General features: G+C 54.5%; 24 protein-coding genes. 12 read left to right on the top strand and 12 right to left on the bottom strand.

From position 1 onward, the window contains the following. Window positions 1–10: 10 nt before the first annotated feature. Entirely contained in the window at window positions 11–574 is a 564-nt protein-coding gene (gene ahpC, locus ACFX4U_RS13970; protein ID WP_086871483.1) for an alkyl hydroperoxide reductase subunit C, read from the bottom strand. Between the two features lie 367 nt (window positions 575–941). Between ahpC and dsbG the strand changes: the two genes are divergently transcribed. Further along, window positions 942–1688, top strand: a complete 747-nt coding sequence (dsbG, locus tag ACFX4U_RS13965) for a thiol:disulfide interchange protein DsbG (protein WP_313506583.1) — start codon at window positions 942–944, stop codon at window positions 1686–1688. 40 nt (window positions 1689–1728) lie between these two features. Here the strand turns inward: dsbG and ACFX4U_RS13960 are convergent, their stop codons facing one another. Then, on the bottom strand, window positions 1729–2889 hold the full coding sequence (locus ACFX4U_RS13960; protein WP_313506582.1) for a pyridoxal phosphate-dependent aminotransferase: 1161 nt from the start codon (window positions 2887–2889) through the stop codon (window positions 1729–1731). A gap of 116 nt (window positions 2890–3005) precedes the next feature. Here ACFX4U_RS13960 and ACFX4U_RS13955 point away from each other — a divergent pair, with 116 nt between their 5' ends. The 5 genes from ACFX4U_RS13955 (at window position 3006) to ACFX4U_RS13935 (ending at window position 6055) form a co-directional block, all read left to right on the top strand. Continuing rightward, a complete protein-coding gene (locus ACFX4U_RS13955; RefSeq protein WP_313506581.1) occupies window positions 3006–3620 on the top strand; it encodes a methylthioribulose 1-phosphate dehydratase in 615 nt (204 codons plus the stop codon). After that, window positions 3617–4306: an acireductone synthase gene (gene mtnC / locus ACFX4U_RS13950; protein WP_313506580.1), complete on the top strand. Its 690-nt coding sequence runs from the start codon at window positions 3617–3619 to the stop codon at window positions 4304–4306. Before ACFX4U_RS13955 ends, mtnC begins: the two co-directional genes overlap by 4 nt. Beyond that, on the top strand, window positions 4303–4845 hold the full coding sequence (locus ACFX4U_RS13945) for an acireductone dioxygenase (protein WP_313506579.1): 543 nt from the start codon (window positions 4303–4305) through the stop codon (window positions 4843–4845). Before mtnC ends, ACFX4U_RS13945 begins: the two co-directional genes overlap by 4 nt. A gap of 415 nt (window positions 4846–5260) precedes the next feature. Then, complete coding sequence (locus ACFX4U_RS13940) at window positions 5261–5530, top strand: DUF1778 domain-containing protein (protein WP_020456982.1); 270 nt, start codon at window positions 5261–5263, stop codon at window positions 5528–5530. Between the two features lie 3 nt (window positions 5531–5533). Next, a complete protein-coding gene (locus ACFX4U_RS13935; protein WP_313506578.1) occupies window positions 5534–6055 on the top strand; it encodes a GNAT family N-acetyltransferase in 522 nt (173 codons plus the stop codon). Window positions 6056–6076: 21 nt separating this feature from the next. Here ACFX4U_RS13935 and ACFX4U_RS13930 read toward each other — a convergent pair whose 3' ends face one another. Next, the gene (locus ACFX4U_RS13930; protein ID WP_313506577.1) at window positions 6077–6304 is read right to left on the bottom strand and encodes a helix-turn-helix transcriptional regulator; all 228 of its coding nucleotides are present in this window, start codon (window positions 6302–6304) and stop codon (window positions 6077–6079) included. Window positions 6305–6522: 218 nt separating this feature from the next. Between ACFX4U_RS13930 and ACFX4U_RS13925 the strand changes: the two genes are divergently transcribed. From ACFX4U_RS13925 to ACFX4U_RS13915, 3 genes are all read left to right on the top strand, one after another. Beyond that, window positions 6523–7095 (top strand): DUF1349 domain-containing protein, encoded by a 573-nt coding sequence (locus ACFX4U_RS13925; protein ID WP_313506576.1) that lies wholly within the window; start codon window positions 6523–6525, stop codon window positions 7093–7095. 463 nt (window positions 7096–7558) lie between these two features. Further along, on the top strand, window positions 7559–9097 hold the full coding sequence (locus tag ACFX4U_RS13920; protein ID WP_380218122.1) for a methyl-accepting chemotaxis protein: 1539 nt from the start codon (window positions 7559–7561) through the stop codon (window positions 9095–9097). Between the two features lie 301 nt (window positions 9098–9398). Then, window positions 9399–9851, top strand: a complete 453-nt coding sequence (locus ACFX4U_RS13915) for a DUF1311 domain-containing protein (RefSeq protein WP_313506574.1) — start codon at window positions 9399–9401, stop codon at window positions 9849–9851. Between the two features lie 73 nt (window positions 9852–9924). On the opposite strand, the gene ACFX4U_RS13910 is transcribed toward ACFX4U_RS13915, so the two are convergent. From ACFX4U_RS13910 to melR, 6 genes are all read right to left on the bottom strand, one after another. After that, on the bottom strand, window positions 9925–10185 hold the full coding sequence (locus tag ACFX4U_RS13910; protein WP_313506573.1) for a hypothetical protein: 261 nt from the start codon (window positions 10183–10185) through the stop codon (window positions 9925–9927). A gap of 41 nt (window positions 10186–10226) precedes the next feature. Further along, window positions 10227–10499, bottom strand: coding sequence for a MafI family immunity protein (locus ACFX4U_RS13905; RefSeq protein ID WP_305736779.1), 273 nt, complete (start codon window positions 10497–10499; stop codon window positions 10227–10229). Beyond that, window positions 10499–10834 carry an SdpI family protein gene (locus tag ACFX4U_RS13900; RefSeq protein WP_305736780.1) on the bottom strand — a complete coding sequence of 112 codons (336 nt, stop codon included), beginning with the start codon at window positions 10832–10834 and terminating at the stop codon, window positions 10499–10501. Before ACFX4U_RS13900 ends, ACFX4U_RS13905 begins: the two co-directional genes overlap by 1 nt. Before the next feature lie 168 nt (window positions 10835–11002). Beyond that, window positions 11003–12664, bottom strand: coding sequence for a ShlB/FhaC/HecB family hemolysin secretion/activation protein (locus ACFX4U_RS13895; RefSeq protein WP_313506572.1), 1662 nt, complete (start codon window positions 12662–12664; stop codon window positions 11003–11005). A gap of 100 nt (window positions 12665–12764) precedes the next feature. After that, a complete protein-coding gene (locus tag ACFX4U_RS13890; RefSeq protein WP_313506571.1) occupies window positions 12765–16943 on the bottom strand; it encodes an MBG domain-containing protein in 4179 nt (1392 codons plus the stop codon). A gap of 308 nt (window positions 16944–17251) precedes the next feature. Next, the gene (gene melR, locus ACFX4U_RS13885; RefSeq protein ID WP_313506570.1) at window positions 17252–18169 is read right to left on the bottom strand and encodes a transcriptional regulator MelR; all 918 of its coding nucleotides are present in this window, start codon (window positions 18167–18169) and stop codon (window positions 17252–17254) included. A gap of 233 nt (window positions 18170–18402) precedes the next feature. On the opposite strand from melR, the gene ACFX4U_RS13880 reads away from it, so the two are divergent. Both ACFX4U_RS13880 and melB read left to right on the top strand, forming a co-directional pair. Then, window positions 18403–19755, top strand: a complete 1353-nt coding sequence (locus tag ACFX4U_RS13880; protein ID WP_305736784.1) for an alpha-glucosidase/alpha-galactosidase — start codon at window positions 18403–18405, stop codon at window positions 19753–19755. A 70-nt stretch (window positions 19756–19825) separates the two neighbouring features. Then, window positions 19826–21244, top strand: coding sequence for a melibiose:sodium transporter MelB (melB, locus tag ACFX4U_RS13875; protein ID WP_313506569.1), 1419 nt, complete (start codon window positions 19826–19828; stop codon window positions 21242–21244). Here the strand turns inward: melB and ACFX4U_RS13870 are convergent, their stop codons facing one another. After that, complete coding sequence (locus tag ACFX4U_RS13870; RefSeq protein ID WP_313506568.1) at window positions 21245–22135, bottom strand: DMT family transporter; 891 nt, start codon at window positions 22133–22135, stop codon at window positions 21245–21247. Between the two features lie 110 nt (window positions 22136–22245). Between ACFX4U_RS13870 and ACFX4U_RS13865 the strand changes: the two genes are divergently transcribed. Continuing rightward, on the top strand, window positions 22246–23580 hold the full coding sequence (locus tag ACFX4U_RS13865; protein ID WP_313506567.1) for a PLP-dependent aminotransferase family protein: 1335 nt from the start codon (window positions 22246–22248) through the stop codon (window positions 23578–23580). Between the two features lie 15 nt (window positions 23581–23595). Here ACFX4U_RS13865 and ACFX4U_RS13860 read toward each other — a convergent pair whose 3' ends face one another. Together ACFX4U_RS13860 and ACFX4U_RS13855 are read right to left on the bottom strand one after the other, a co-directional pair. Then, window positions 23596–24369 carry a hypothetical protein gene (locus ACFX4U_RS13860; protein WP_313506566.1) on the bottom strand — a complete coding sequence of 258 codons (774 nt, stop codon included), beginning with the start codon at window positions 24367–24369 and terminating at the stop codon, window positions 23596–23598. 1 nt (window position 24370) lies between these two features. Next, the gene (locus ACFX4U_RS13855) at window positions 24371–24568 is read right to left on the bottom strand and encodes a hypothetical protein (RefSeq protein WP_305736789.1); all 198 of its coding nucleotides are present in this window, start codon (window positions 24566–24568) and stop codon (window positions 24371–24373) included. Window positions 24569–24675: the final 107 nt, after the last annotated feature.

Below are 24675 nucleotides of genomic sequence, written 5' to 3'. Positions count from 1 at the left end.
GACAGGAAATTTAGATTTTACCAACCAGATCCAGGGACGGAGCCAACGTCGCTTCACCCTCTTTCCATTTCGCCGGGCACACTTCACCTGGGTGAGAAGCCACGTACTGTGCTGCTTTGATTTTACGCAGCAGGTCAGATGCGTCGCGGCCGATGCCTTCAGCGGTGACTTCGATAGCCTGGATAATGCCCTGCGGGTCAACAACGAAGGTAGCACGATCGGCCAGACCTTCATTCTCACGCATGTTGTCGAAGTTACGGGTCAGGGCGCCAGTCGGGTCGCCGATCATCGCGTATTTGATTTTCGCGATAGTTTCGGAGCTGCTGTGCCACGCTTTGTGGGTGAAGTGGGTGTCGGTGGAAACAGAGTAAACGTCCACGCCCAGTTTCTGCAGCTCTTCGTAGTGATCAGCCACGTCGCCCAGTTCAGTCGGGCATACGAAGGTGAAGTCAGCCGGGTAGAAGAAGAAGACGCTCCAGCGGCCTTCGGTATCTTTCTCGGTTACTTCGATGAACTCACCGTTTTTGAACGCCTGGTTTTTAAAAGGTTTAATCTTGGTATTAATTAAGGACATCTATACTTCCTCCGTGTTTTCGTTGGGGTGTAAGTTAACGAACTTCGATTGATTGAGCCAATGCGTTTGCTTTATCAAATCAATAAGTGTTAGCTAACAACCCGCAACGAGCAACCTTGTGAACGGCTGAATTGCCAAAAGTAAAAAGGCCACCGCGACGGGTGGCCTCGATACCTGAAATACCCGTGGGTAACTTCAGCGCCAGCAAGCTGGCTTTGCGTTGCGCTCATAACCTGTTGGTCATCAAGCGTTGTTGATTACACCACTGCGGGCACGTGAGAACAATGCCTTACCCGGCGGTCTTACCGATGGTTGTGATAGGTTTTCTCTACCCTTGCTCTTTCCCAATGTTTTTATAAGGATTTTTATGCTCAAGCGCCTGTTAATGCTGACCCTGCTCCCGCTGACTCTGCACGCCGAAGAACTGCCCGCGCCGGTAAAAGCCATTGAAAAGCAAGGCATCACCATCATCAAATCCTTTGACGCACCGGGCGGCATGAAAGGCTATCTAGGAAAATATCAGGAGATGGGCGTCACCATTTACGTCACGCCGGACGGCAAACACGCCATTTCCGGCTACATGTACGACGACGCGGGCACCAACCTGAGCGAAAAGCTGATGGCCAAAGAGATTTACGCGCCGGCAGGCCGCGCGCTGTGGCAGCAGATGGAAAAAGCCGACTGGCTGCTGGATGGCAAAAAAGAGGCACCGCGCGTGGTGTACGTCTTTGCCGACCCGTATTGCCCGTACTGCAAACAGTTCTGGCAGCAGGCGCGCCCGTGGGTGGAATCCGGCAAAGTGCAGATCCGCACGTTGCTGGTTGGCGTGATCAAACCGGAAAGCCCGGCGGCCGCGGCAGCGATTATGAGCGCGAAAGATCCGGCGAAAAGCTGGCACGACTTTGAGCAGTCGAACGGCAAAATGGCGCTGACGTTACCGAAAAGCGTACCGCCGGAAATGACGAAAAAGCTCAATATCAACCAGAAAATCATGGACGATCTCGGCGCAAACGCCACGCCTGCCATCTACTACATGAATGAAGACAATGTGTTGCAGCAGGAAGTCGGTTTGCCGGACGCGGAAAAACTGAAAACGATTATGGGCGAGAAGTAAAAGCAGTCACGGCGGTGCAGCCAGCACCGCCGTTTACGTGTTACAGCTTACACAGGCGCTCTGCCGCCGCCAGCAGCGTCGATTCCTGTTTGGCAAAGCACAGGCGAATCAGCTTGTGCGGGAAGGGATCGGCGCAGAACACCGACAGCGGGATCGCCGCCACGCCTACTTCTTTGGTCAGCCACTGGCAAAAACTCACATCATCCAGATCGGAAATCGCGCTGTAATCCGCCAACAGGAAGTAGGTGCCTTCACACGGCAGAATCTCCAGCTTGCTGTGGCTGAGCGCATTGACCAGCACATCGCGCCGCGCGCGGTAAAATTCCGGTAGCTCACGATAATGTTCCGGCTCGGCGCGCAGCATATCCGCCAGCGCCAGCTGCGCCGGGGTATTCACTGAGAACGTCAGATATTGGTGCACTTTGCGCAGCTCCGCGCTAATAGCGGCAGGTGCCACGCAGTAGCCCACTTTCCAGCCGGTCATATGGTAGGTTTTGCCAAATGATGACACCGCCACCGCCCGCTCGCGCAGTTGCGGATGCGCCAGCACGCTGGCATGGCCCTCTTCGGCAAAACAGATGTGCTCATAAACTTCATCGCTCAGCACATAGATTTCGCGCTCGGCAATCGCCTGCCACAACGCGGCGAAATCCGCCTTTTGCCACACTGTCGCCGACGGGTTGTGCGGAGTGTTCAAAATCACCAGCCGCGTGCGATCGCTGAGCAGCCCCGCAAACTGCTGCCAGTCGATGCGAAAATGCGGCGGTTGCAGCGCAATGCGTTTCAGCACCCCGCCGGAAAGCTCGACCGCAGGCGCATAGCTGTCGTAGCTCGGATCAAAACAGATAACTTCATCGCCCTGGCGCACCAGCGCGGTGATCGCCGCGTACAGCGCTTCTGTCGCCCCGGCGGTAACGGTAATGTCCGTATTCACGTCCGGTTTATGGCCGTACAGCTCGGCTGTTTTATCGGCAATCGCTTCGCGCAGCGCCTGCACACCGGTCATTGGCGCGTACTGATTCGCCCCCTGCGCTACGTGGAACGCTAAACGCTCCTGCAAATAGCGCGGGCCGTCGAAATCCGGGAAGCCTTGCGACAGATTAATCGCCTGGTGCTGCTGCGCCAGGGCGCTCATTTGCGTAAAGATGGTTGTGCCAAGCGCGGGAAGTTTACTTTGTGGAATCAGTGCGTTATTGCTCATTATTATCTGCCTGCCTGTGATACGCGTGTTGCCGCCACTATAACACGATGCTAGTATTTGGCAATCAAGACGCTTAGACGTCTATACGATAACAATATTCCTTATAAGGAAGGGTGATGACAGACAACCTGCAACTCCAACAACTCGTTGCCGCCTGCCACTGGATCGGCGCGAAAGGCTGGGCGCCCGCTACCGGCGGGAATATGTCGGTTCGCCAGGATGCCGACTGGTGCTGGCTGAGCGAATCCGGCAAAGACAAAGGCAGCCTGACCACGGCGGATTTTTTGCAGGTATCGATTGCCGATAACCATGCCCCTTCCGGCCGTAAACCCTCGGCAGAAACTGGCCTGCATACCCTGATTTACCGCCTCTACCCGGACGCCAACGCCGTGTTGCACGTACACACCGTGAACGCGACGGTGCTTTCACGCGTGGAGAAATCCCCTGCTCTGCTGCTGAACGGTTTTGAGATGCAAAAATCCCTGAGCGGTCAGACCACGCACCTGGACACCGTGCCGGTGGCCATTTTCGACAACGACCAGGATATCGACGCGCTGGCTGTTCGCATCGCCGACTATGCGCAGACTCATCCATTGCGCTATGGTTTTCTGCTGCGTGGCCACGGGCTGACCTGCTGGGGGCGCGATGTCGCCGAAGCCCGCCGCCACCTGGAAGGGCTGGAGTTTTTATTTGAATGCGAAATGCAGCGTCGCCTGCTGGAGAGACCATGATCCGCGCTATCGTTACTGATATTGAAGGCACCACCAGTGATATCCGTTTTGTGCATAACGTCCTGTTCCCTTACGCCCGCGAACATCTGGCGGCGTTTGTCACGGCGGAGCAGTACAACGAGCCGGTGAGCACCATCCTGGATAACCTGCGGGAAGAGATCGATCAACCACAAACCACCACCGCCGAACTGATTGACGTGCTGTTTGCTTTTATGGATGAAGATCGCAAATCAACGGCGCTGAAAGCGTTGCAGGGCATTATCTGGCGCGATGGTTATGTGAACGGCGATTTCAAAGGCCATCTTTACCCGGACGTGTTGCCCCAGCTTGAGAAATGGAAATCACAGGGTATTGATCTGTATGTATATTCCTCTGGCTCGGTTGCGGCGCAAAAACTGTTATTTGGCTACAGCGACGAAGGTGATATTACTCCTCTGTTCAGCGGGTATTTCGACACGCTGGTTGGCGCGAAACGCGACGTACAGTCGTACCGCAATATTGCGACGCAAATCGGGCTGCCGCCCGCGGCCATTTTGTTCCTCTCCGATATTCACCAGGAGCTGGATGCCGCCGAAGCGGCAGGTTTTCGCACCACGCAACTGATTCGCGGCGATGATGACGCAGCCAGCCATCATTACCAGGTTCCCTCTTTCAGCAACATTAAGCCGGAGCAGATCCCTTCATGAGCGCACTGACGATTTACACCGATACCGACGCCAGCACGCCGGTGTGGCACAGCACCGACGCCGCAGAGATCCAGCAAAAACTGAACGCCAAAGGTGTGCGTTTTGAACGCTGGCAGGCCGACCGCGATCTCGGCGCAAACCCGACACCGGAAACAGTGATCACCGCTTACCAGCACGCCATCGACAAACTGGTGGCCGAGAAAGGTTATCAGAGCTGGGATGTGATCAGCCTGCGCGCCGACAACCCGCAGAAAGAGGCGCTGCGCGCCAAGTTCCTCAACGAACACACACATGGCGAAGATGAAGTGCGCTTCTTTGTGGAAGGCGCGGGCTTGTTTTGCCTGCACATCGGCAGCGACGTTTACCAAGTGCTGTGCGAGAAAAATGACCTGATTTCCGTCCCCGCAGGAACCCCGCACTGGTTTGATATGGGATCGGAACCGAACTTCACCGCCATCCGTATTTTTGATAATCCCGAGGGGTGGATCGCGCAGTTTACCGGGAGTGAAATTGCGGGCGGGTATCCGCGATTGGCGTGATAATAAGGCTCCTTTCGGAGCCTTATTTTAAGATTTTATGTTGGCTATTTAACCTCAATACAGGCGTGTAAAAGCTCACTTTTCTGTATGTCACGTCGGTCCAATTCCCTACGCAACAGCCGTTTGATCCATCCTGCTTTGTTGTCGTCGCCGTTTTCTTTCATCGCATCAAATGACTGAACGCAAAATCGCCGCAGAAGAGTATCTGATCTAAATCGTACGGCTCCCACTACGCGCAGTTAACGCTTTTGGGAGCCTGCTCGGTTTTTCATTTTCCACGCCTTGCGATACACACCCGTTTTGCGTTGCAATTCGCGCTGTCCAATCTTATCTTTATGTACGGATTAAATCCGTACATACCTGACAAGATTATTGGTAGATCTGCATAAAGCAGACTGCCAGGGAGAGTAACGCTATGCCCGCACTGAAAAAGCAGCGCATCGATCTGCGATTGACCGACGAGGATAAAAAAATGATTGAAGAAGCGGCGGCAATGACCAACCAGACGATCACCCAATTTCTGGTGAGCAGCGCCTCGGAACGAGCCGCAGAAGTGATTGAACAGCATCGCCGTCTGGTTCTGAATGAAGCATCCTGGAACCGGGTGATGGACGCTATCGAAAACCCACCTGCACCGAACGACAAACTTAAACGCGCCGCAAAACGTCTGCAAAACAGGGAGTGAATCGTGGACAAGCTGACCATTGAGTTATTCTCAGGAGAGACAGAGTATGAAACGGGTGGTTTTGATTGTGGTGAGATCTCGCTCAACACCTTTTTAACCCAGCATCTCAAGCGCCAGCACAACGGAAAAATTTTACGCGCCTATATCCTGCAAACCGTAGCCTCCAGGCCGCGCGTTTTCGGTTATTACACATTGTCGGGCGGTAGTTTCGAGAAAGAACAACTGCCAACCAAAACGCAGCAAAAAAAGGTGCCCTATCGCACTGTTCCGTGCGTGATGTTAGGTCGTCTGGCTATCGATAAATCACTTCAGGGAAACGGCTGGGGAGAAATGCTGGTCGCGCATGCCATGCACGTGGTTTACAACGCCTCACTTGCTGTCGGTGTCCATGGGTTATTTGTTGAGGCGCTCACTGACAATGCCAAAAATTTTTATGAAAAACTGGGCTTCATTCCGTTAGCCGCTGGCAACCAGCATTCGCTGTTCTATCCGACAAAATCTATTGAGCGCCTGTTCGAAGAGTGAACGCTCTCCGGCCATAGCGAATTACCCTATACCCTTCACTATCTCTTCTGGTTCCAGCCCTACCAGTCTTGCCAGATGGACAAATTCCACCACATCTAATCTTCTTTCACCACTTTCGATTTTGGCGATGAAAGATTGCGGGCGACCAAGCGCCTCGGCAAGTTTCGCCTGCGTGATACCCCGTGTTTTACGAGCTTTTTTAAGCGCCGTGATAACGCGTCGGTACTCTTGCGCATAGACAGTTGTCATGTGCCAAACTCCTTTTCACACTTTTTAAACGGCTTCTTCGTGTCTCTTTTGCATCGCAACGCTTGCAACCTGTTAACGCTACCTCATTACTCCCCGCCGCACCTTTTTTGCCGCGAAACATTTGTGATCTCTGCGTAATAGGCCGCACCACCCACTGGCAATCTTCCCCGCCACAGGCAACACTCTGTAAGCCGCCGGCACATATAAAGGAGCAAAATATGACGGGTAATTTTTACTGGATTAACGAACCGCAGCAGTGGCGTGAAACGCAAGGCAAAGTGGAAGTGATGACCGATGGCAGCACCGATTTCTGGCGCAAAACCTGGTACGGATTTGAGCGCTTCAGCGGTCACGGTTTTGTGCGCGATGTGACGGGGGATTTCACCTTTCAGGTGCGGATACAGGCGCGGTTTTCCGAGCTGTATGACCAGGCGGGCGTGTTGTTGGTCGCGGACGAGCAGAACTGGCTAAAAGCCGGCATCGAATTTAACGATGGCGCGCCCGCCATCGGCAGCGTGCTGACACAAGGTTATTCGGACTGGGCGACCGGTATTTACGCCGGTGACGCGGGCGATTTCTGGCTGCGCCTGAGCCGCAAAGGCGACGCGCTGCGGCTGCAATACTCCACCGATGGGCGCGTCTGGCCACTGCTACGCTTGTGCCATTTCCCCCACTCGCGTTGCGCCGTTGGCGTGATGTGCTGCACACCGGAACGAGCCGGGCTGGAAGTCGTGTTTTCAGAGGTGGCGCTCACGCGGCTACTGGAGAAAGATCTGCACGACTTGAGCTAGTTTCGCCATGCTTCCACCGAGGATCACCGTTTCGTTTCCCGTTCGGTGACAACCAGCAACACAGGCGACCGAACGAGAAGTGCATATGTTTCGGTTGCCAGAAAACGGGCAGCTCGCACACCATTAGAAATACCGCTTCCCTAATTATTTACCTCATAAGTAATTTGCTTTGCTACATGATATTTCAGCGCAGCTACACCACGCCGTTAAATATTGGTAAAAATACACGATATATTATTTATAACACGCACAAAGAGGAATAAATATATTATATAAAGCTTGCGTTCCATCTTTCATTAAAAACCTTACCGATTGTATTTTATGGTCATTTTTAACGTATGTTAACTGGCTAACCAAAAAACAAAACCCACCTCTCTTTTTATTAAATCATCTATGAAGGTTTCGCTTTAGTCGCCGATAAAAATAGAGTTCACCCTGGATATGGAAAGCACCTGAGGCCGTTATGACCATTTTAAAGAAACTGTTATTTGTATTTGCCATTACGTTTATTGCCATGATCGTGCTCGGTGGTTTAAGCATCCGGGCATTAGATAATGCGCAATCGCGTTTTGATTACGTTATTGAAAATAGTTTACCGAGTATCAGTAAGCTCAGCGAGGCACTCCAGCACCGCGAAGAAGCCCGCCGGCAGATCCTGATGTCCCTGCTGATAAACGATGAAGCCGTGTTCACCAAACATATGGCGCAAGCGAAAGATGAGTTAAATAAAACCAATGAGATATTTAAATATTATCGCGAGCAACTTATTAGCGATGATATTGATGGTCAGTTATTGAAAAAAACACAGGATTCCTTTGATGACTATTTGCAAAAAGCAGAATCCATGGTTGGCGTTTATCATAGCGAAGGTATTGAAGCCGCACGCAAAATGGTGTCGGATGGCGGTATTACTGCCAATGCCTCTGTTGCGCTTAGCGCCAATTTAAAAGAGATGCTGGTGCATAATTATAAAATTGCAGCAACATACGCTGAAAATAACCATACGCAATATATCAATACCTTCTGGTTATTGGTCGGAACCATTATCTTTTTACTGGTGTTAATTGGCGTATTCGCTTCAACGATCCTTGGCTATTTAAATAAAGGTTTAAAAAACCTGCAAAATAGCATGGGAACCATCAGCAGCACGCTGGATTTGACCGTCAAAGTGGATCTCAATAAAAAAGATGAACTTGGCGCTACCGCTGCCAGTTTTAATAATCTGGTAGACAAAATCCGCGAAGTATTAAGCAGCGTGAAAGACGCCAGCAACGAAGTGGATGTCGCGGCCACCGAAATCGCCAAAAGCAATGATGATCTGTCATCGCGTACCGAATCGCAGGCCTCGTCCCTGGAGCAGACCGCTGCCAGCATGAACGAACTATCGGCCACGGTGCGGCACAATATGGACAACGCCAAAGAGGCAAATGCCTTCATTGGTCGTGTGCAAACCATGGTGAATGAAAGCCATCGTAAGTTGAGTTCACTGCAAAAATCCATCGACGATATTTCTGCTTCTTCGGCGAAAATCTCCGAAATCACCGACATTATCGACGGCATCGCTTTCCAGACTAACATCCTCGCGCTCAACGCGGCGGTGGAAGCAGCCCGCGCAGGTGAGCAGGGTAAAGGCTTTGCGGTGGTCGCCGGTGAGGTGCGTTCGTTGTCGCAACGCTCTTCTGTAGCGGCGCGCGATATTCGCGGCTTAATCGACGAGGCGATTAAAAATGTCGGCCAGGGCGTCAGCTATGCGGCCAACGTGACTACGCGGATGAACGAGGCGCTGGGCGCGGTTGATGAAACCACGGTGCTGATAAACCAGGTAAATAACTCTTCAACCGAGCAGAGCCACGGTATTGATCAGGTTAACGTGGCGGTCAGCCAGATGGAGGGCAACTTGCAGCAGAACGCCGCCATGGTTGAAGAGATGGCCACTGCCGCGAACTCGCTCAGCCACCAGGCCGGTAAACTGCTTAACGATGTCAATGCCTTTAAGCTGTAACCCACACTTGTCAGGCAAGCGCACATCCTGAGCACTTGCCTGACAATCTCATCGCTCTCTTCCCTCATAAACCTCAAAAAAATCTATTTCAGATTCATCATGATGATGCTCAGCATCAGTGCCAGACTCTGCTTTTGCAACGAAATACACATTGAAAATCAAAGGAATCTACTTTGATATGGCACGCCAGAAAACGTTGACGGTTTGCGTGGCAAAAACGATCAAATAACTATTTGAGTTAATTCGTAAGTGTGGTTTTTATATGTCTTATAAAGCGAACAGAGAGGATTAACCATCTCCCATGAAAATCATAAAAATTTCACTTCTGACAGTATCGCTATCAATTTGCAGTGCGGGCGCCGTCACGTTTAATTTAGGCAAGGACATTCAGCAATGCCTTACTTTACCTGCCTATGGCGATAAGAAAAACCAGACACAATGCAAAGACGAATTGAAAGAAAAATCAGAAAAATCATTAGAAGAAACAATCACTAAGATAAAGAAACTGATAAACAACAATTATGATACGCCATATCACCTTAATGATCCGGAAGGCAGTGAAATAAAAGATCTTTTTTGGGAGAAATTTAATAAATCTCAACAACTTTGGATCGCATCACGAAATGAGTTCTGCGCAGCGTCAGCGTTATTAGTTGGCGAGTGGGCGGCAAGCCAGGATGATTTACAGACGCAATGCATTATTAATCAAAACAATGATCGCGAGCAGTTATTAAAAGCGACCTATATAAAATAAGCCGCCAGGCACCTTTATGCCGGACTATTTTTTCTGCTGCAGGAAATAAACCCGGTGGTGATCTTCCCGGCTTCTACAGTAAGCCTAACGCTTCCGGTAAATGGCTAACAAACGCGGTTTTATCGGCTGGATAGCGCCGCGATAACTCAATAAATATCGCCGTCAGGTGATGTTTATCATCTGCGTTTAATGTTTGCAGTTCAGCGGCAATCAGCTCCAGCGCGTTGATGGCGGCGTCCTGATCCAATTGGTTTTCACCAGTAAACTCAAGGAAAATAGCTAAATCTGCGACCACTTTCGCCAGCGCAATCTCACAACGTGTTGGCAATTTCACCTCTCCTTATGGATGCATTTTCAGTTGTTTCGGCGCAAATATCACAAAGCGGAACCATCTTCTTTAACGATCAGCGCTTTCATATGTTCAATGCTGAAAACACCCCATTTACCGCCGTAGTCGTTAAAAATTTCCACCGCGAGGCGGTACTCCTCTTCGCTGATGGGCGCGTCTTCTTCGACGATATAATCGCAGATCGTTTCAAATGCTAAACCGCTTTCACCGAAATCGACGTACTCAATAGCAAAGCGCAGTTTCTCAGCGGCAACACGCCCGGCAAAACGCGCGCCAAAGACTTTGATGCCTTCGCGCATTACGATCCTCTCTTCTCCCGCGATTCGTTGACCAGCGCGCAAACCACCGGCACAGATACGGCCAGCAAAAACAGCACGATGCTGGTCATTGCGTTATCGGCGTTTTCACGCCAGTTGCCGAGCAGCGCTGAAAAGAGAAAAAATCCCGCACCGCAGAGCAGCATCGCCTTGCCAAAAAGGCGATTCGCCCGATACCAGGCCGTGTCATCCCGCAAGGTTAGCGCGGTACGCACGCCGTAAAAACGATTGGGTTTAATACGCTGTCGCGCCAGCGGAATGGCGACCGCCATTAACACCAGCATCCCAACGCTGAGGAAGAGAAAGATGTCGTTCATTGCAGGCTCCTTATGCTGAGCAGACACACCCCGGACATTTGTTATGGCAAAACATCATGTTCCCGACAACGGGATAAAGCAACGGCAATCCCTTGAGCGGGATTGCGCATGTGTTTAGCGGAGGGAAAGAAACCCGCACACCAGACGGTGCGCGGGAAAGTGCGTGGTTTAGAAGAAGGTCAACAAGCTGAGGTTAAAGCGATTGTCCTGCGATTCGCCGCTTTGATTGCCGCGCGCGTATTCCAGCGTCAACAAGGCGCTGTTCGGGCTGGCGGCCTGGCTGGCGCTCAGGCGCAAACCGGCACCGTACGCGCTACCGTGCACCTCTTTTTTCTCCAGCGCCGTCGGTTTTGCCTGGCTTACGGAACCCAGTGAACCGAAGACGTACGGCATTACTGCACTACCAAGATCGGGTGCCCAGGAGAATGCGCCCAGCGGCTGCGGCAAGCCAACTTCAGCGCGCGCGGCCAGGGCGCTATCGCCGCTGACCGTGCCGGAATCAAACGCCGAAAGCCAGCTACTGCCGCCAAGTGAGGCCTGCTCAGAGGACGGCAGTGCCTGGTCAAACGAGGTCTGCGCCAGGCCAGAAAGCGAGAGCTGTACTTTGCCATCCACCAGCGGCTGGCTGTAGTTCATGGTCAGCTCCAGCTTCTGGAAATCCGGATCGGCACCGTTTCGGCTCATCGGCAGATCGCTGGTGCCGTGGCGCGCACCCAGGCCGTCGATACCAAAAGAAGCCGTCAGGCTGGAGGCGAAACGCGCGTCAAAATCAGTGGTGTAATCCATCGACTGCGCCAGGCGCACAATGCGCAGACGATCATCGGTGAACGGTACGTCATTGTTATTGAACTGTAAATGCTGGGTTTCGTTTTGCACATCCAGCGACAGCAAGGTCGAGGTGTTGAAATCACGCGCACGCACCCAGTGGTAACCCAGGCGTGTCGACAGGCGCTGGAAATGATCGCGCGACGTCAGCCCACTGTCAGTTTTCGGTTTGGTGCGGCTGTCCACCCCTTCAACGTTCATCCACAAGCCGTCGGTGCCGAGCGGTACGACCACGCCGAGCGCCCACTGGCGGTTACGCGGCTGCGTATCCGTAAATGGGTTATCGCCGCGCGGGTAACCATTCAGGCGCGCGTATACCTGCTCGCCAAAGCCTGTCAGGTTATTAAGCTGCCCGCCAAGCCCGAGTGAGTACTTACCCAGCTCGTCGGAAAGGCCGTTATCAAAGGTCACCAACCCGGCAACCGGATCGTAGCGACCATCAACGATCAGCACCGTTGAGCCCGGTTTACTGCCCGGTTTGAGGGTCGATTTCAGCATCACGCCCGGTGTGTCGCCTGCCAGCAGCAAACGCCGCTCCAGCGCTTTACGGGTTAAATGTTTCTCGCCCACCAGCGGTTGCAACAAGCTTTCCACCCGGCTACGCGCGGTGTCCGGCAGCGCAGAGGCATCCACTTTTTCCACATAGCCGTCGGTTACCACCACGTGCAGCGGCGCACCATCTTTGATCTGTTGCGGCGGCAGGCTGACGCGCGCCAGCAAGTAGCCCGCTTTGATATACGCGGTTTCCAGTTCCTGCGCGGCGGCAAACAAATTCGCGGCAGAGACGCGGCGGCCTTTAACGTGCGATTCAATACGCGCCGTTTCGCTCGCTAATTGTGGAAAACCGCCTTCAACCAGCAGACCGGCTGGTGTGACAAACAGTTTTTCCGCGCCGTTCGGCGCAGTAAGCCCGGTGGTGGCCGGCAGCGTAATGCCGCCGCCGGTGTGCTGCTGAACCGGCGCATAAGAGGGTTGCACCAGTTGGCCCGCGCTGGGCGCCGCCATCACGGCTCCTGCGTGTAAGCTCGTGGCGATACTCAGGCTCAGCAATGTCGGTGCTAAAAGTGAAGATTGTGAAAATAAACGCATGAGTTATCTCTTATTTTTACTTGCCGGAGCAGGAAAGGGCCAAATCGGCACCCATGGAACAAACCGCACCCGCCAGACGAGGATCCGCCGTGGCGATAACCGCGTTATCTGCACTGCCAGCACTGCTGGCATCATGGGTCACCAGCATCGTGTTACCGGTCAACTGACGCGTCACATCCTGCGCCGAGACACGGTTGCCAATGGTGGCGGCTAACGGCGTCGATACCGGTGTTGATGTCGGTGTCGGGGTTGGCGTGCCCGGCTGGTCATTCACCACAAGCGTTCCGTCGATATAGTTGATGGTGTAATTACCCAGCCCGTTACCGGTGGCATTGGCAGCAATCACCGCGTAGCTGCCCGCAATGGCAGATCTGTCTGCGCCGTCACTGGTGACATCCACGTGCGCGATCGCATCGCTGTTCAGCAGGCCATTTGCGCTATAGCCCAGTTGCGCGGTACTACCGACCGTTTTGCTGCCACTATTCGCGGTGATGGTCAGCGCGGCAGGCGTGACATTCAGCGTGCCGTTGTTGTAGCTAATAACGTAGTTGGACAAACCGCTGCCGGTTGCACCGCTACCGTTAATGCCGTAGCTGCCAACGTTGGCAGTCGCCGCCGAACCTGCGCTGTTCAGCGCCACACCGGTCACCGTGTCGCCATTGAGCAGGCCGAGCACGCTGTAATCACTCAGGCTGACAAGGTCGCCGTAGGTTTTGCTGGCGTTGCCCGCGTTGATCACCAGTTGCGCTGGCGTCACGTTCAGCGAGCCTGCGCCGTAACTGATGGTGTAGTTCGACAAGCCACTGCCGTTCGCATTGCTGGCGTTGATGGCATAACTGCCCACGCCGGCGGTGATGGCGGCGCCTGCGCTGTTGAGCGCGACATTCGTTACCGTATCGCCGTTTAACAAGCCCACAATGCTGTAACCACTTAAGTTCGCCGCTCCGCCGTAAACCTTACTGGCGTTATCGGCGGTGATGGTCAGCGTCGCGGGCGTGACGGTCAGATTGCCGTTGTGATAAACAACGTTGTAGTTGGCAAGCCCGGTGCCCGTCACGTTGCTGCCCACAATGCTGTAGCTGCCAACGTTAGCCGTAGTGGCAAAACCCAGGCTGGTATAGGTCAAGCCGTTCACGGAGTCGCCATTGACCAGGCCTTGCGCGGAGTAGTTCACACTTCCCGGGAACTGGCCATACACTTTGCTGGCGTTATCCACGTTGATGGTCAGCGTGGCTGGCGTCACCGTGGCGCCAACGCCCACAACGCTGGCTATCTGCCCGTTAGCTTTAAGCGCGCTGACACCGGTGGTATCCAGCGTATAGCTGCCAACGTTATCGGTGCTCCTAAGGCCGTTCGTCAGGCTGCCGCTGATAGCGTTCCAGAAGCCGGCACCGTAGTAAGTTGTAATCGGATTCGCGCCATAGATGGCGGTTTGCGCCACGCCAACAATGCCGGACACGCCGAACAGCGCCGGCATGGCGGAGCCGGTGGCCGGTGCCCAGGCTTTATTATCCAGCCCGATAAAACTCGCGCTGTTGTTCATTTGCGCAGCGGTTAAACCGGTGATCGCTTCCGCACCGTTCGCGCCGCGCCCGATGCCTGCCGCAACGTTATCACTATTCCAGTAGAGGTTCGTTAGCGTTCCGCTCCCACTTTTGGAACCTACCAGCCCGCCAATCGCGCTGGGTGTTGAATTCACGTTGATGGTGTTGGTTGCAATGCTATTGCTGATCGTTCCGGTGTTACTGCCCGCCAGCCCGCCTGCCTGCGCGTTCAAACCGGCGTTAATCACGCCGGAGGAGTAGACATTGTTGATACTCCCGGCGTTGTTGCCTGTCAGCCCGCCAACATACCCAATCGCACCGCTCATCCCGCTGCCGGTCACGCTACCGGAAACGTAGCTTGCGCTAATCGTGCCGCCCGCCATGTTGTAGCCGGTCAAACCGCCGACATACTGCAAGCCGTTGCCGCTGGTGCCGGATAGGTTCAGGGAGCCATCGAAATAACTTTGCGTAATGTTTTTGCTGTTCTGCCCGACCAGTCCTCCCCAGTAAGACCAGTTAGAGCTGTTCGTCGCGGTAATTGACGCCCCGGAACGACTGTAGGAGATCTGCCCGGCGTTGTTACCCACCAGCCCACCCATATAAGCCGTGGCGTCGGACGAGCGGGTCAATGAGCCAAGCACCGTTGAATAGGCGATAGTGCCGGTGTTGTAGGCCGCCAGCAGCCCGGCGTAGAACGGTGATGTCGAAGACGCGGTAAGCTGCGCCGAGTTCAACCCCATGTTGCGGATGGTGCCGGTGTTATAGCCGAACAAGCCAACGTAGGTATCGGCACTGCTAATGGTCAGGCTGGAGATAGTGTGCCCAAGCCCCGTAAAGATGCCGCTAAACGGCGCACTGGAAGAGACGCCAACCAGTGAAGAGGTGTAGGTGTTGCCAATGGCAAGAATGTTTTGCGCCAGCGCGTATTTGCCGCCAAGCCCGGTGCTGTCAATGGCATCGAGATCCGCCATCGTGCGGATCAGCGTGTAATTCTGCCCGCCAATGGTCAATGAAGCATTCGCACCAGGGATGGTTATCTGTTTGCCCGAGAGCAGCGTGTAATCTTTGCCAATACCGTAGTTCAGCGCCAGGCCCGCATTCGCTCCGGTCGCCGAGATATTGCCGTTGAGAATAATATTGCCTGCCGCCGCCAGCGTTAAGGTGGTGTCTGTCGTCCAGCCAAGGTTCGTGGCAAGCGTGATGTCGCCATTCTGGCTGCCGGTCGAGCCGGTAGAGACTGTGACGTTGGCGGTCGAGAGCGCGTTTTGTAACGTGGTCACGTTAATAACGCTATCGTCCGCGCTGGCGCTAAAGCCGGTACCGCTGTCTGCCGCCGTGGAGATCACCACGTTATGCGGATCGAGCAACAGATTGCCGAACTGGCCGCTTTGTGAAGATAGATCGGTGCTGCCGCTATAGGCGAGTTTGGCTTTACCGGAGACTTCCGCTTCGCCGCCTTTGCCGGTGCCCGCGCCGCGTGCGCTGATTTTACCGCTGAACGTCGTCTGGTTATCTGACCACACCACCACATCGCCGCCATTGCCCTGGGCTGTCGCATCGGCGGTGATACGGCTGGCGCTGTCAATTTGTGTGTTCGTTGCGCGTTGCGTGCTGCCTTTGCCCTGGCGCTCGCCGCCAATGTTAATGTTACCGCCGCCTGTTTTGCCGGAGGCGTCCACCTTCGCACCCGCCAGCGTAATGTTATCGCCGGTGACAGTGATTTTCCCGCCCGCGCCGTCGCTCGATTTCGCGCTCAGCGTACCGGAAAGCGCCACATTACCGCCTTCGCCGCCGCCAATGACGATGGAGCCGTTCTGGCCGCTGACGCTGTCAGCTTCAACCACGCCGCTCAGGTTGATGGCGTTACGTGCCGCATTGCGCGCCGTGGCGGCGGTCATCACCACCGAGCCGCCCTGTGCCGACACGATGCCGCTGTTATCAATTAGCGCCTCTTTCACGCCGGAGTTGCTCGGTACAGCAACCTGCAAGAAGCCGTCGCCGGAGAGATCCAGGGTGGCAGATTCCCCGGCGCCCAGCCCCACTTTGCCGACCGGAACGTTAATTAAGCCGTCGTTTTTGACGTTGCCGCCAATCAATGCCGCATAGCCGCCGCGCCCAACGTTTATCACGCCCGCGTTGCTCACTTCGGCAGACGAACCGTTGCCGGTGAAGACACGCTTCCCTTTGAGGAAGTCTTCATCTTTGATATCCAGCGTCGAAGCAACAAAGCCGCCGCCGGTTTTGACCGTGCCGCTCGGCGTAATGGCGATACCGTTCGGGTTTACCAGATAGACCTGGCCATTGGCGGTTATCGAGCCGGCAATGGTGGATTTTGTTGCACCAGTGACACGGTTAAGAATGGCGGAAGAGCTGCTCGGCTGAACGAAATCGACCGAATTGCCCTTACCGACGGAGAAACTGTTCCAGTTAACAATCGCCGTGCCGGAGTGCTGGTTCACCGTGACGGCGGAACCATTTTGCCCAATGGAGACCTGCCCCGCCGCGACATTCGCGCCGGTGGGCAACTCGCCCGCCAGCGCCGGTGCTGCGCAAAGGGCACTGACAAACAGCGCGATAAAACGTTTTGTAAAAACCGGTGGCGTGTTACTGCCCTGGTGCTGAGCTGAAGAACGGCAAAACGATGATGTCATGTGCATCATTCCTGTGATGGCAAGAAGAGTAATGGGGTGTTTACTCGCAAGTTGCTCTTTGCAAAGCAACGTTACATCCCTTGCAGATCAACAGATCTGAACTGTCGCTATCGCAGAATTATGTAAATGCGCCGTAACAATATGGTTATCGTCACCTTAAGATAAATCTTTATCATTTCGGATATATCTCGTTGCATATTTTCACAAATAAAAATAAGCGGTTGATTAACGAGAAATTTCGCTGGACGGCGACTGACGCGCGATCCGGGCAGGTGCATGGCGCGAACGAAAGAAGGCCAAAGGTAAATTCAACCTGCGTGTTGCTGTCGTCGGAGCTGGCTGAGTTTGCGGTATTTTTGCGGCGGCATACCGACATATTTCTGAAAGGTGCTGTAAAAGCGGCTGGAGGAACCAAATCCGGCGGTGAGCGCAATATCAAGAATGGTCTTGTCGGTATCGCTTAACAACGCACGCACATGGTTGATACGCATGGCGGTGATGTATTGCTTCATGGTCAGTTGCATGACGCGCTGGAAAATGCCCATCGCATAGTTGGGGTTGAGTTTCACATGCTCGGCAATGGCGTTGATTGTCAGCACCTGATCATAATTTACCGCGATAAATTCCAGCATCTGGCTTACGTAAAACTGCGCATGCCGCGAGACGCTATTTTTATGGGTGCGCGAGGTTTTATTCACCAGAATCGGCTGCCAGCCGGAGAGACTAAAACGCTTGAGCATCAGCGCAATTTCTTCAATCGCCAGTTGGCGCAATTGCTCATTGTCGCTGTTGAGTTCGTTTTGCCAGCGCTGTACTTCAAACGCGCTAAGCTGCTGGGCGGCAAGGGATTTTATCACCATGCCATGGGTGACATGGTTAATCAGTTCGCGATCCAAAGGCCAGGAGAGAAACAGGTGCATTGGCAGGTTAAAAATTGCCATCTGTTTGCATTCGCCTGGTCGCGTGAGTTGATGCGGCGTACAGGCCCAGAACAGGGTGATGTAACCCTGCTTGATGCGTACCACTTCGTTGTTAATCAGGTATTCCACATCGCCATCGAACGGCACATTCACTTCAACCTGGCCATGCCAGTGGCTGGCGGACATGGCATGCGGCGCGCGCAGTTCAATCTCCATGCGCTGGTATTCCGAATAGAGCGACAGCGGGCCGCGCGTGGTTTTCTCATCGCCGCTGCACATATCCGCTCTGGGCTTCTCTTTTGCCATTCTTCCCTTCCTGAATCATCACTTTCGCGCTTCGCTTTGCGCCGTCCTGTTCTATTTTAGTTAAAGGTATTGCCGTTAACTCTGCTTAAGCGCGTATTTTTTCCCGGAAACTCAGATCCAGCGCGGCACATTGCGCGATCTGAGTTTTCGGGAATTCCCCGCCGGGAAGACGGCAGATGACGCAGGCGACGCGTGCCACGCTCAGGACGTACAACTACACAGGGAGAACGCACATGTCTGCACCAAAAATCACTTTTATCGGCGCCGGTTCCACCGTTTTCGTTAAAAACATTCTCGGCGATGTCTTTCAACGACCAGCGCTGAAAGCTGCACACGTCGCGCTGATGGATATTGACGCCACGCGGCTGGAAGAGTCGCACATTGTGGTGAGCAAACTGATGGATTCCGTAGGCGCATACGGGGAGATTAGCTGCCATACGGATCAGAAAACGGCGTTGAAAAACGCGGATTTTGTCGTGGTCGCATTCCAGATTGGCGGTTACGAACCTTGCACCGTAACCGATTTTGAGGTCTGCAAGCGCCACGGACTGGAGCAGACCATTGCCGATACGCTTGGCCCCGGCGGCATTATGCGTGCGCTGCGCACCATTCCGCATCTGTGGCAGATTTGCGAGGACATGACCGAGGTCTGCCCGAACGCCACCATGCTCAACTACGTCAATCCGATGGCGATGAACACCTGGGCGATGTATGCCCGTTATCCTCATATCAAGCAAGTTGGGCTGTGCCACTCGGTTCAGGGCACAGCGGAAGAGCTGGCCAACGATCTCGATCTCGACCCGGCATCGCTTCGTTACCGCTGCGCCGGGATCAACCATATGGCCTTTTATCTCACGCTGGAGAAAAAGCTGGCCGACGGCAGCTATGTGAGCATCTATCCGGAGCTATTACAGGCCTACGCCGATCAACGCGCGCCAAAGCCGAATCTGCACGGCAACCCGCGCTGCCAGAACATTGTGCGTTATGAGATGTTCAAAAAGCTCGGCTACTTCGTGACCGAATCCTCCGAACATTTTGCCGAATACACGCCGTGGTTTATCAAACCGGGGCGCGAAGATTTGATAGAACGCTACCGGGTGCCGCTGGATGAGTATCCCAAACGCTGCGTTGAACAGCTGGCGAACTGGCAGAAAGAGCTGCAGGAGTTTAAAACCGCCGACCGCATTGAGGTGAAAGCCTCTCGCGAATACGCCAGCACCATTATGAACGCCATCTGGACCGGCGAGCCGAGCGTGGTTTACGGCAACGTGCGCAACGATGGACTGATCGACAACCTGCCACAGGGCTGCTGTGTGGAAGTGCCGTGCCTGGTGGACGCCAATGGTATTCAGCCGACCAAAGCCGGGAAACTCCCCGCGCATCTGGCGGCAATGATGCAGACCAATATCAACGTGCAGACGCTGCTCACCGAAGCGGTGCTGACGGAAAACCGCGATTACGTCTATTACGCCGCGCTGATGGACCCGCATACCGCCGCCGTGCTGGGTATCGATGAAATCTACGCGCTGGTGGATGACTTAATTGCCAGCCACGGCGACTGGCTTCCCGCCTGGCTGCATCGCTAACGCATAAGCCGGGCCGCGCGCCCGGCGGTTTTGCAACCCTTCCGACACTGAAAGAGGCAATCGGTACCCTATGAGTATTTCAATGACAACAAAGCTCAGCTACGGATTTGGTGCATTTGGTAAGGATTTTGCGATCGGCATCGTCTACATGTATTTGATGTATTACTACACCGATATTGTCGGTCTGTCGGTCGGCATGGTCGGGACGCTGTTTCTGGTGGCACGTATTCTCGACGCGCTGGCCGACCCGATCATGGGCTGGATAGTTGACTGTACCCGCTCGCGCTGGGGCAAATTCAAACCGTGGATCTTAATCGGCACGCTCAGCAACTCGGTGGTGCTGTATATGTTATTCAGCGCCCATCATTTTGAGGGCACCGCGCAGCTGCTCTGGGTCTGGGCGACCTATTTACTGTGGGGATTCACCTACACCATTATGGATGTGCCGTTCTGGTCGCTGGTGCCAACCATCACGCTGGATAAGCGTGAGCGCGAACAATTGGTGCCCTACCCGCGTTTTTTTGCCAGCCTCGCCGGTTTTGTCACCGCCGGGATCGCCCTGCCATTTGTTAATGCCGTCGGTGGCGCAGATCGCGGCTTTGGTTTTCAGATGCTGACGCTGGTGTTAATCGCCTTCTTTGTGCTGTCGACCATTGTGACGCTGCGCAATGTCCACGAAGTCTATTCGTCGGATAAACATCCCAGCGCCGACAGCACTCCAATGAACCTGAAACAGATGATTCAGCTAATTTTCAAAAACGATCAGCTCGCCTGTCTGCTGGTCATGGCGCTGGCTTACAACACCGCAGCCAACGTGATTGAAGGGTTTGCCATCTACTACTTCACCTATGTCATCGGCAATGTCGATCTGTTCCCCTATTACATGTCCTATGCTGGTGTCGCCAATCTGCTGATCCTGATTCTGTTCCCTAAACTGGTGAAGGTCTTCTCGCGCCGCGTGTTGTGGGCGGGAGCATCCGTATTGCCGATTGTCAGCGGCGGCGTGTTGTTGGGGATGGCGCTGATGGGGGCCACCCACGCAGGTGTTATCTTGCTGGCGGGCGTACTGTTCAGCATTGGCAAAGCTTTCTTCTGGGTGTTACAGGTGATTATGGTTGCCGACACCGTCGATTATGGCGAATACAAACTCAATGTCCGCTGCGAAAGTATCGCCTATTCGGTACAAACGCTGGTGGTTAAAGCGGGCGCGGCTTTCGCGGCGTACTTTATCGCCATCGTGCTGGGGGTGATCGGCTATGTGCCGAACGTCGCGCAATCTGCCAGCACATTAATGGGCATGCAGTTGATTATGCTGGCGCTGCCAGTCTGTTTTTTCCTTGTGTCGCTGCTGGTCTATTTCCGCTTCTACAAACTGAACGGCGATATGCTGCGCCGCATTCAAATTCATCTGCTGGACAAATATCGCCATGTGGATAACTCCGCCACACCGGCCTCCCCGCCGGTGATGGCAGATCAGGTACGCGTATGATCACCGGGCAAATCTCCTTGAACCGGCAACACAGAGAATCACCCCCACGGTAATCATTACCATCAGCGGGCTGACGGTTTCATGTAGCAACGAAGCCGACAGCCCGAGCCCGAAAAAGGGCTGCAACAACTGAAGTTGCCCAACGGCGGCAATACCGCCGAGCGCCAGCCCTTTGTACCAGAAGATAAAGCCAACCAGCATGCTGAACAGCGACACGTAAGCCACCGCGCTCCAGGCCGAAATACCGATCCCGCTGACGGTGTGGGGCATCGTGGCCAGCGTAGCAACGAGCATCAACGGCAGGGCAAGAATCAGCGCCCAACTGATCACTTGCCATCCGCCGAGCGTACGCGATAACACGGCACCTTCCGCATAACCCAGGCCGCATACCACCACCGCCGCCAGCATCAGCAGATCGCCTGTGAGTGACGCCGAAACCGCCTGCGACAGCGCAAACCCGATGACCAGCAGGCTGCCCATCACTGAGAAAAGCCAGAATGCCAGACGTGGACGCTCGCCACCACGGAGCACACCAAACACCGACGTCGCCAGCGGTAACAACCCCAGAAAGACAATAGAGTGCGCCGACGTCACCTGTTGCAGCGCCAACGCCGTGAGAAGCGGGAAGCCAATCACCACGCCGATCGTGACCAGCGACAACGAAAAAAGCTGCGCGCGCTGCGGGCGTTTAACGCGAAAAATCACAACCAGCATCAGCGCCAGCACGCCGGCAATCGATGCGCGCAGAAAGGTCAGAAAAAAGGGATCCAGCGCCAGCACAGCGATGCGCGTGGCGGGCAGCGAACCGCTAAAAATTAGCACACCCAGCAGACCGTTAACCCAACCCGATACCGAACCGGACGCGCTTTTGTTATTGGCGATATTTACCACGTTAAACCTCACTGTGCGGGTTAATGACGCAGAGCATTTCCCTGCATTGACGGCGCTAAGCGTACGGGCAACAATCCATGACAATCAAAATATTGTCATGGATACATTGCGTGAAAGCACGTTACAAAGCGATCGTCGACAGTTTCGCCAGCGCCATTCGTGAAGGCCACTTGCCGGCGGGGAGTCGACTGCCCACGCACCGGGCATTATCAGTGGAAAAACAGATCTCGCTGGCTACCGCAACGCGCGTCTACGCCGAGCTGGAATCAATGGGGCTGGTGAGTGGCGAAACCGGGCGCGGCACCTTTGTCAGAGAGATTTCATTGCCCGCCGGGCTTGGAATCGACCAGCAGGTGATTGCCACGGATATGGTGGATCTGAATTTCAATTATCCCGCGCTGCCGGATCAGGCGGAACGGCTGCGCGACGCCCTGCGCCAGCTGACCACCCGTGGCGATCTTGACGCCCTGTTGCGTTATCAGCCCCATGCCGGGAAGCTCAGCGAACGCGCGGCGATCGCCTGTTGGCTGGCGCGGACAGGTTTTACCCCCGCCGCAGATAACGTGTTGATCGTCAACGGTGCGCAGCATGGACTTGCGATTACGGTGATGGGGCTGTTGCGCCCTGGCGATGTCGTCGCCGTTGATGCCTTGACCTACTCCGGTTTTAAGGCGCTGGCCGCGCTGTTTCATCTGGAACTGGTTGCCATACCGGTAACGCCTGGCGGGCCAGATCTCGATTATTTGCAAACACTTTGCCAGCGCAGGCGCGTACGGGCGCTCTATACCATGCCAACACTGCATAACCCGCTGGGCTGGGTGCTTACGCGTGCTCAGCGCAAGATCATCGCCGACATTGCCCGCCTGCACGATCTGCTGATTATTGAAGATGCTGCTTACGCCTGGCTGGTACATCCTGCCCCGCCGCCGGTGGCATTTTTTGCCCCTGAACACACGATCTATGTCACCGGGTTTTCCAAAAACATCGCCACCGGCTTACGCGTCGGCGCAGTGGCCTGCCCGGCGCGACACAAAGCCTCGCTTGAGCGTGCCATTCGCGCCACCAGCTGGAATACCCCGGCGCTGATGAGCGCGATTGTCTGCGGCTGGTTACAGGATGGAACCGTCAGTAAACTGGAAGCCCTGAAGCGCAAAGATGCTTACCAGCGCCAGAAAATGGCCCGCGAATTACTGGCACCGCTGGAAATTATCAGCCACCCGAATGCCTATTTTGTCTGGCTGCCGCTAACAGAAGCGGTACGCGCCGAGCGCGTGGTGCGCAAACTGCTGGCGCACAACATTTCGCTTTCCACCGCCGAGCCCTTTTGCACAACGGACAATGTGCCGCACGCCCTGCGGTTAGCGCTCGGTTCCGTCAGCCTTGCAAATTTGCGTCAGGCGTTGATTACCGTGCGTCAGACTATCGACTATGAGCACAATTTATGAGCAAGCGTCAGCGGTTCAATGCTCGCTTTCGGGATAACGATTGATACCCATCGCCATCACCTGCGCCGGGTCGAACAGCGACAAACTTTCCACCTGCGAGAGCAGCAGCACTTTGCGAAAATCGAGCGCCGAGCGCGGCTCTGAAGCGAGATCGATACCATGCTTGTCGTACCAGGCGCTGTAGTTGTGCTCGACGTGCAGATCGAGCGTACTTTCATCGCGATAGCCGCTGAGCATCGGGATCAGCACAATGTTATTGGCATCGCCGCTGTCAAAGGTGGCGGTGTGGATCATGCCAATGTAAATGCGCTGCGATTTGAGCGTTATCCACGCCAGATCGCCCTTCTCCATACATTGATAAATCAGCCCTTCCACGCCGTTGGCGCGCGAAAGGTGTTTATACAGCTCGCGGCGGCCATTGCTGTCCAGCCTGGCGCTGCCGGACCAGTTCGAGCGCCACAGGCAAAACAGCACCGCAAAGGCGAGCATAATCACCACCGGCGCCTGGATACCTAAAAAGCTCCAGTTCATAAAACTCATGTGCAGGTGGTGCTGTTCCGGGCCAAACACCGCAGGCCACGCGTTCATCACCGCAGAGGTGATCAACAAGCACAGCCACAGTAACCCTGTCGCCAGAATCCCCTGCAATACAAAAACGCAGCCATACAGCGCCACCAGAAAGTACACATCCCAGCCGAAGCTGCGTTTGAATTTAAAACGGGTAGAGAGATCGTGCGAGGTATACCAGTAGCCGCAGACCATCAACACCATAAAGATTGCCGTTCCCATGCTACGCCCTCTTTAACGTGTCGACGTGGCGTTTGAAATCTTCCTGCACGCGCTGGCAATGGATATTCACCGAAGTGTTGCCATCGGCATCGACAACAATACGTTCGCCATCTTCAATCGCGTCCTGAATTTCACTGTGGCTCATCACCTGCAACAATCTGTCCGGGCTTGCGAATATTGAATACAACATTTTTTTCATCTCTCACCTCCGCAGCCAAGTATAGAAACCCTGCGGCGCGTATGGCGTTTTTCATCCCGATTCTTACTGCCGCACGGCTTTTCGCTCAGGTTGTCACTTTTACGCAA

Source organism: Kosakonia sp. YIM B13588, from assembly GCF_042788165.1.
Classification (GTDB): Bacteria; Pseudomonadota; Gammaproteobacteria; order Enterobacterales; family Enterobacteriaceae; genus Kosakonia; species Kosakonia sacchari.
Note: the sequence above shows the minus strand (reverse complement) of the source record. Positions and strands in the feature narration are given on the sequence as shown.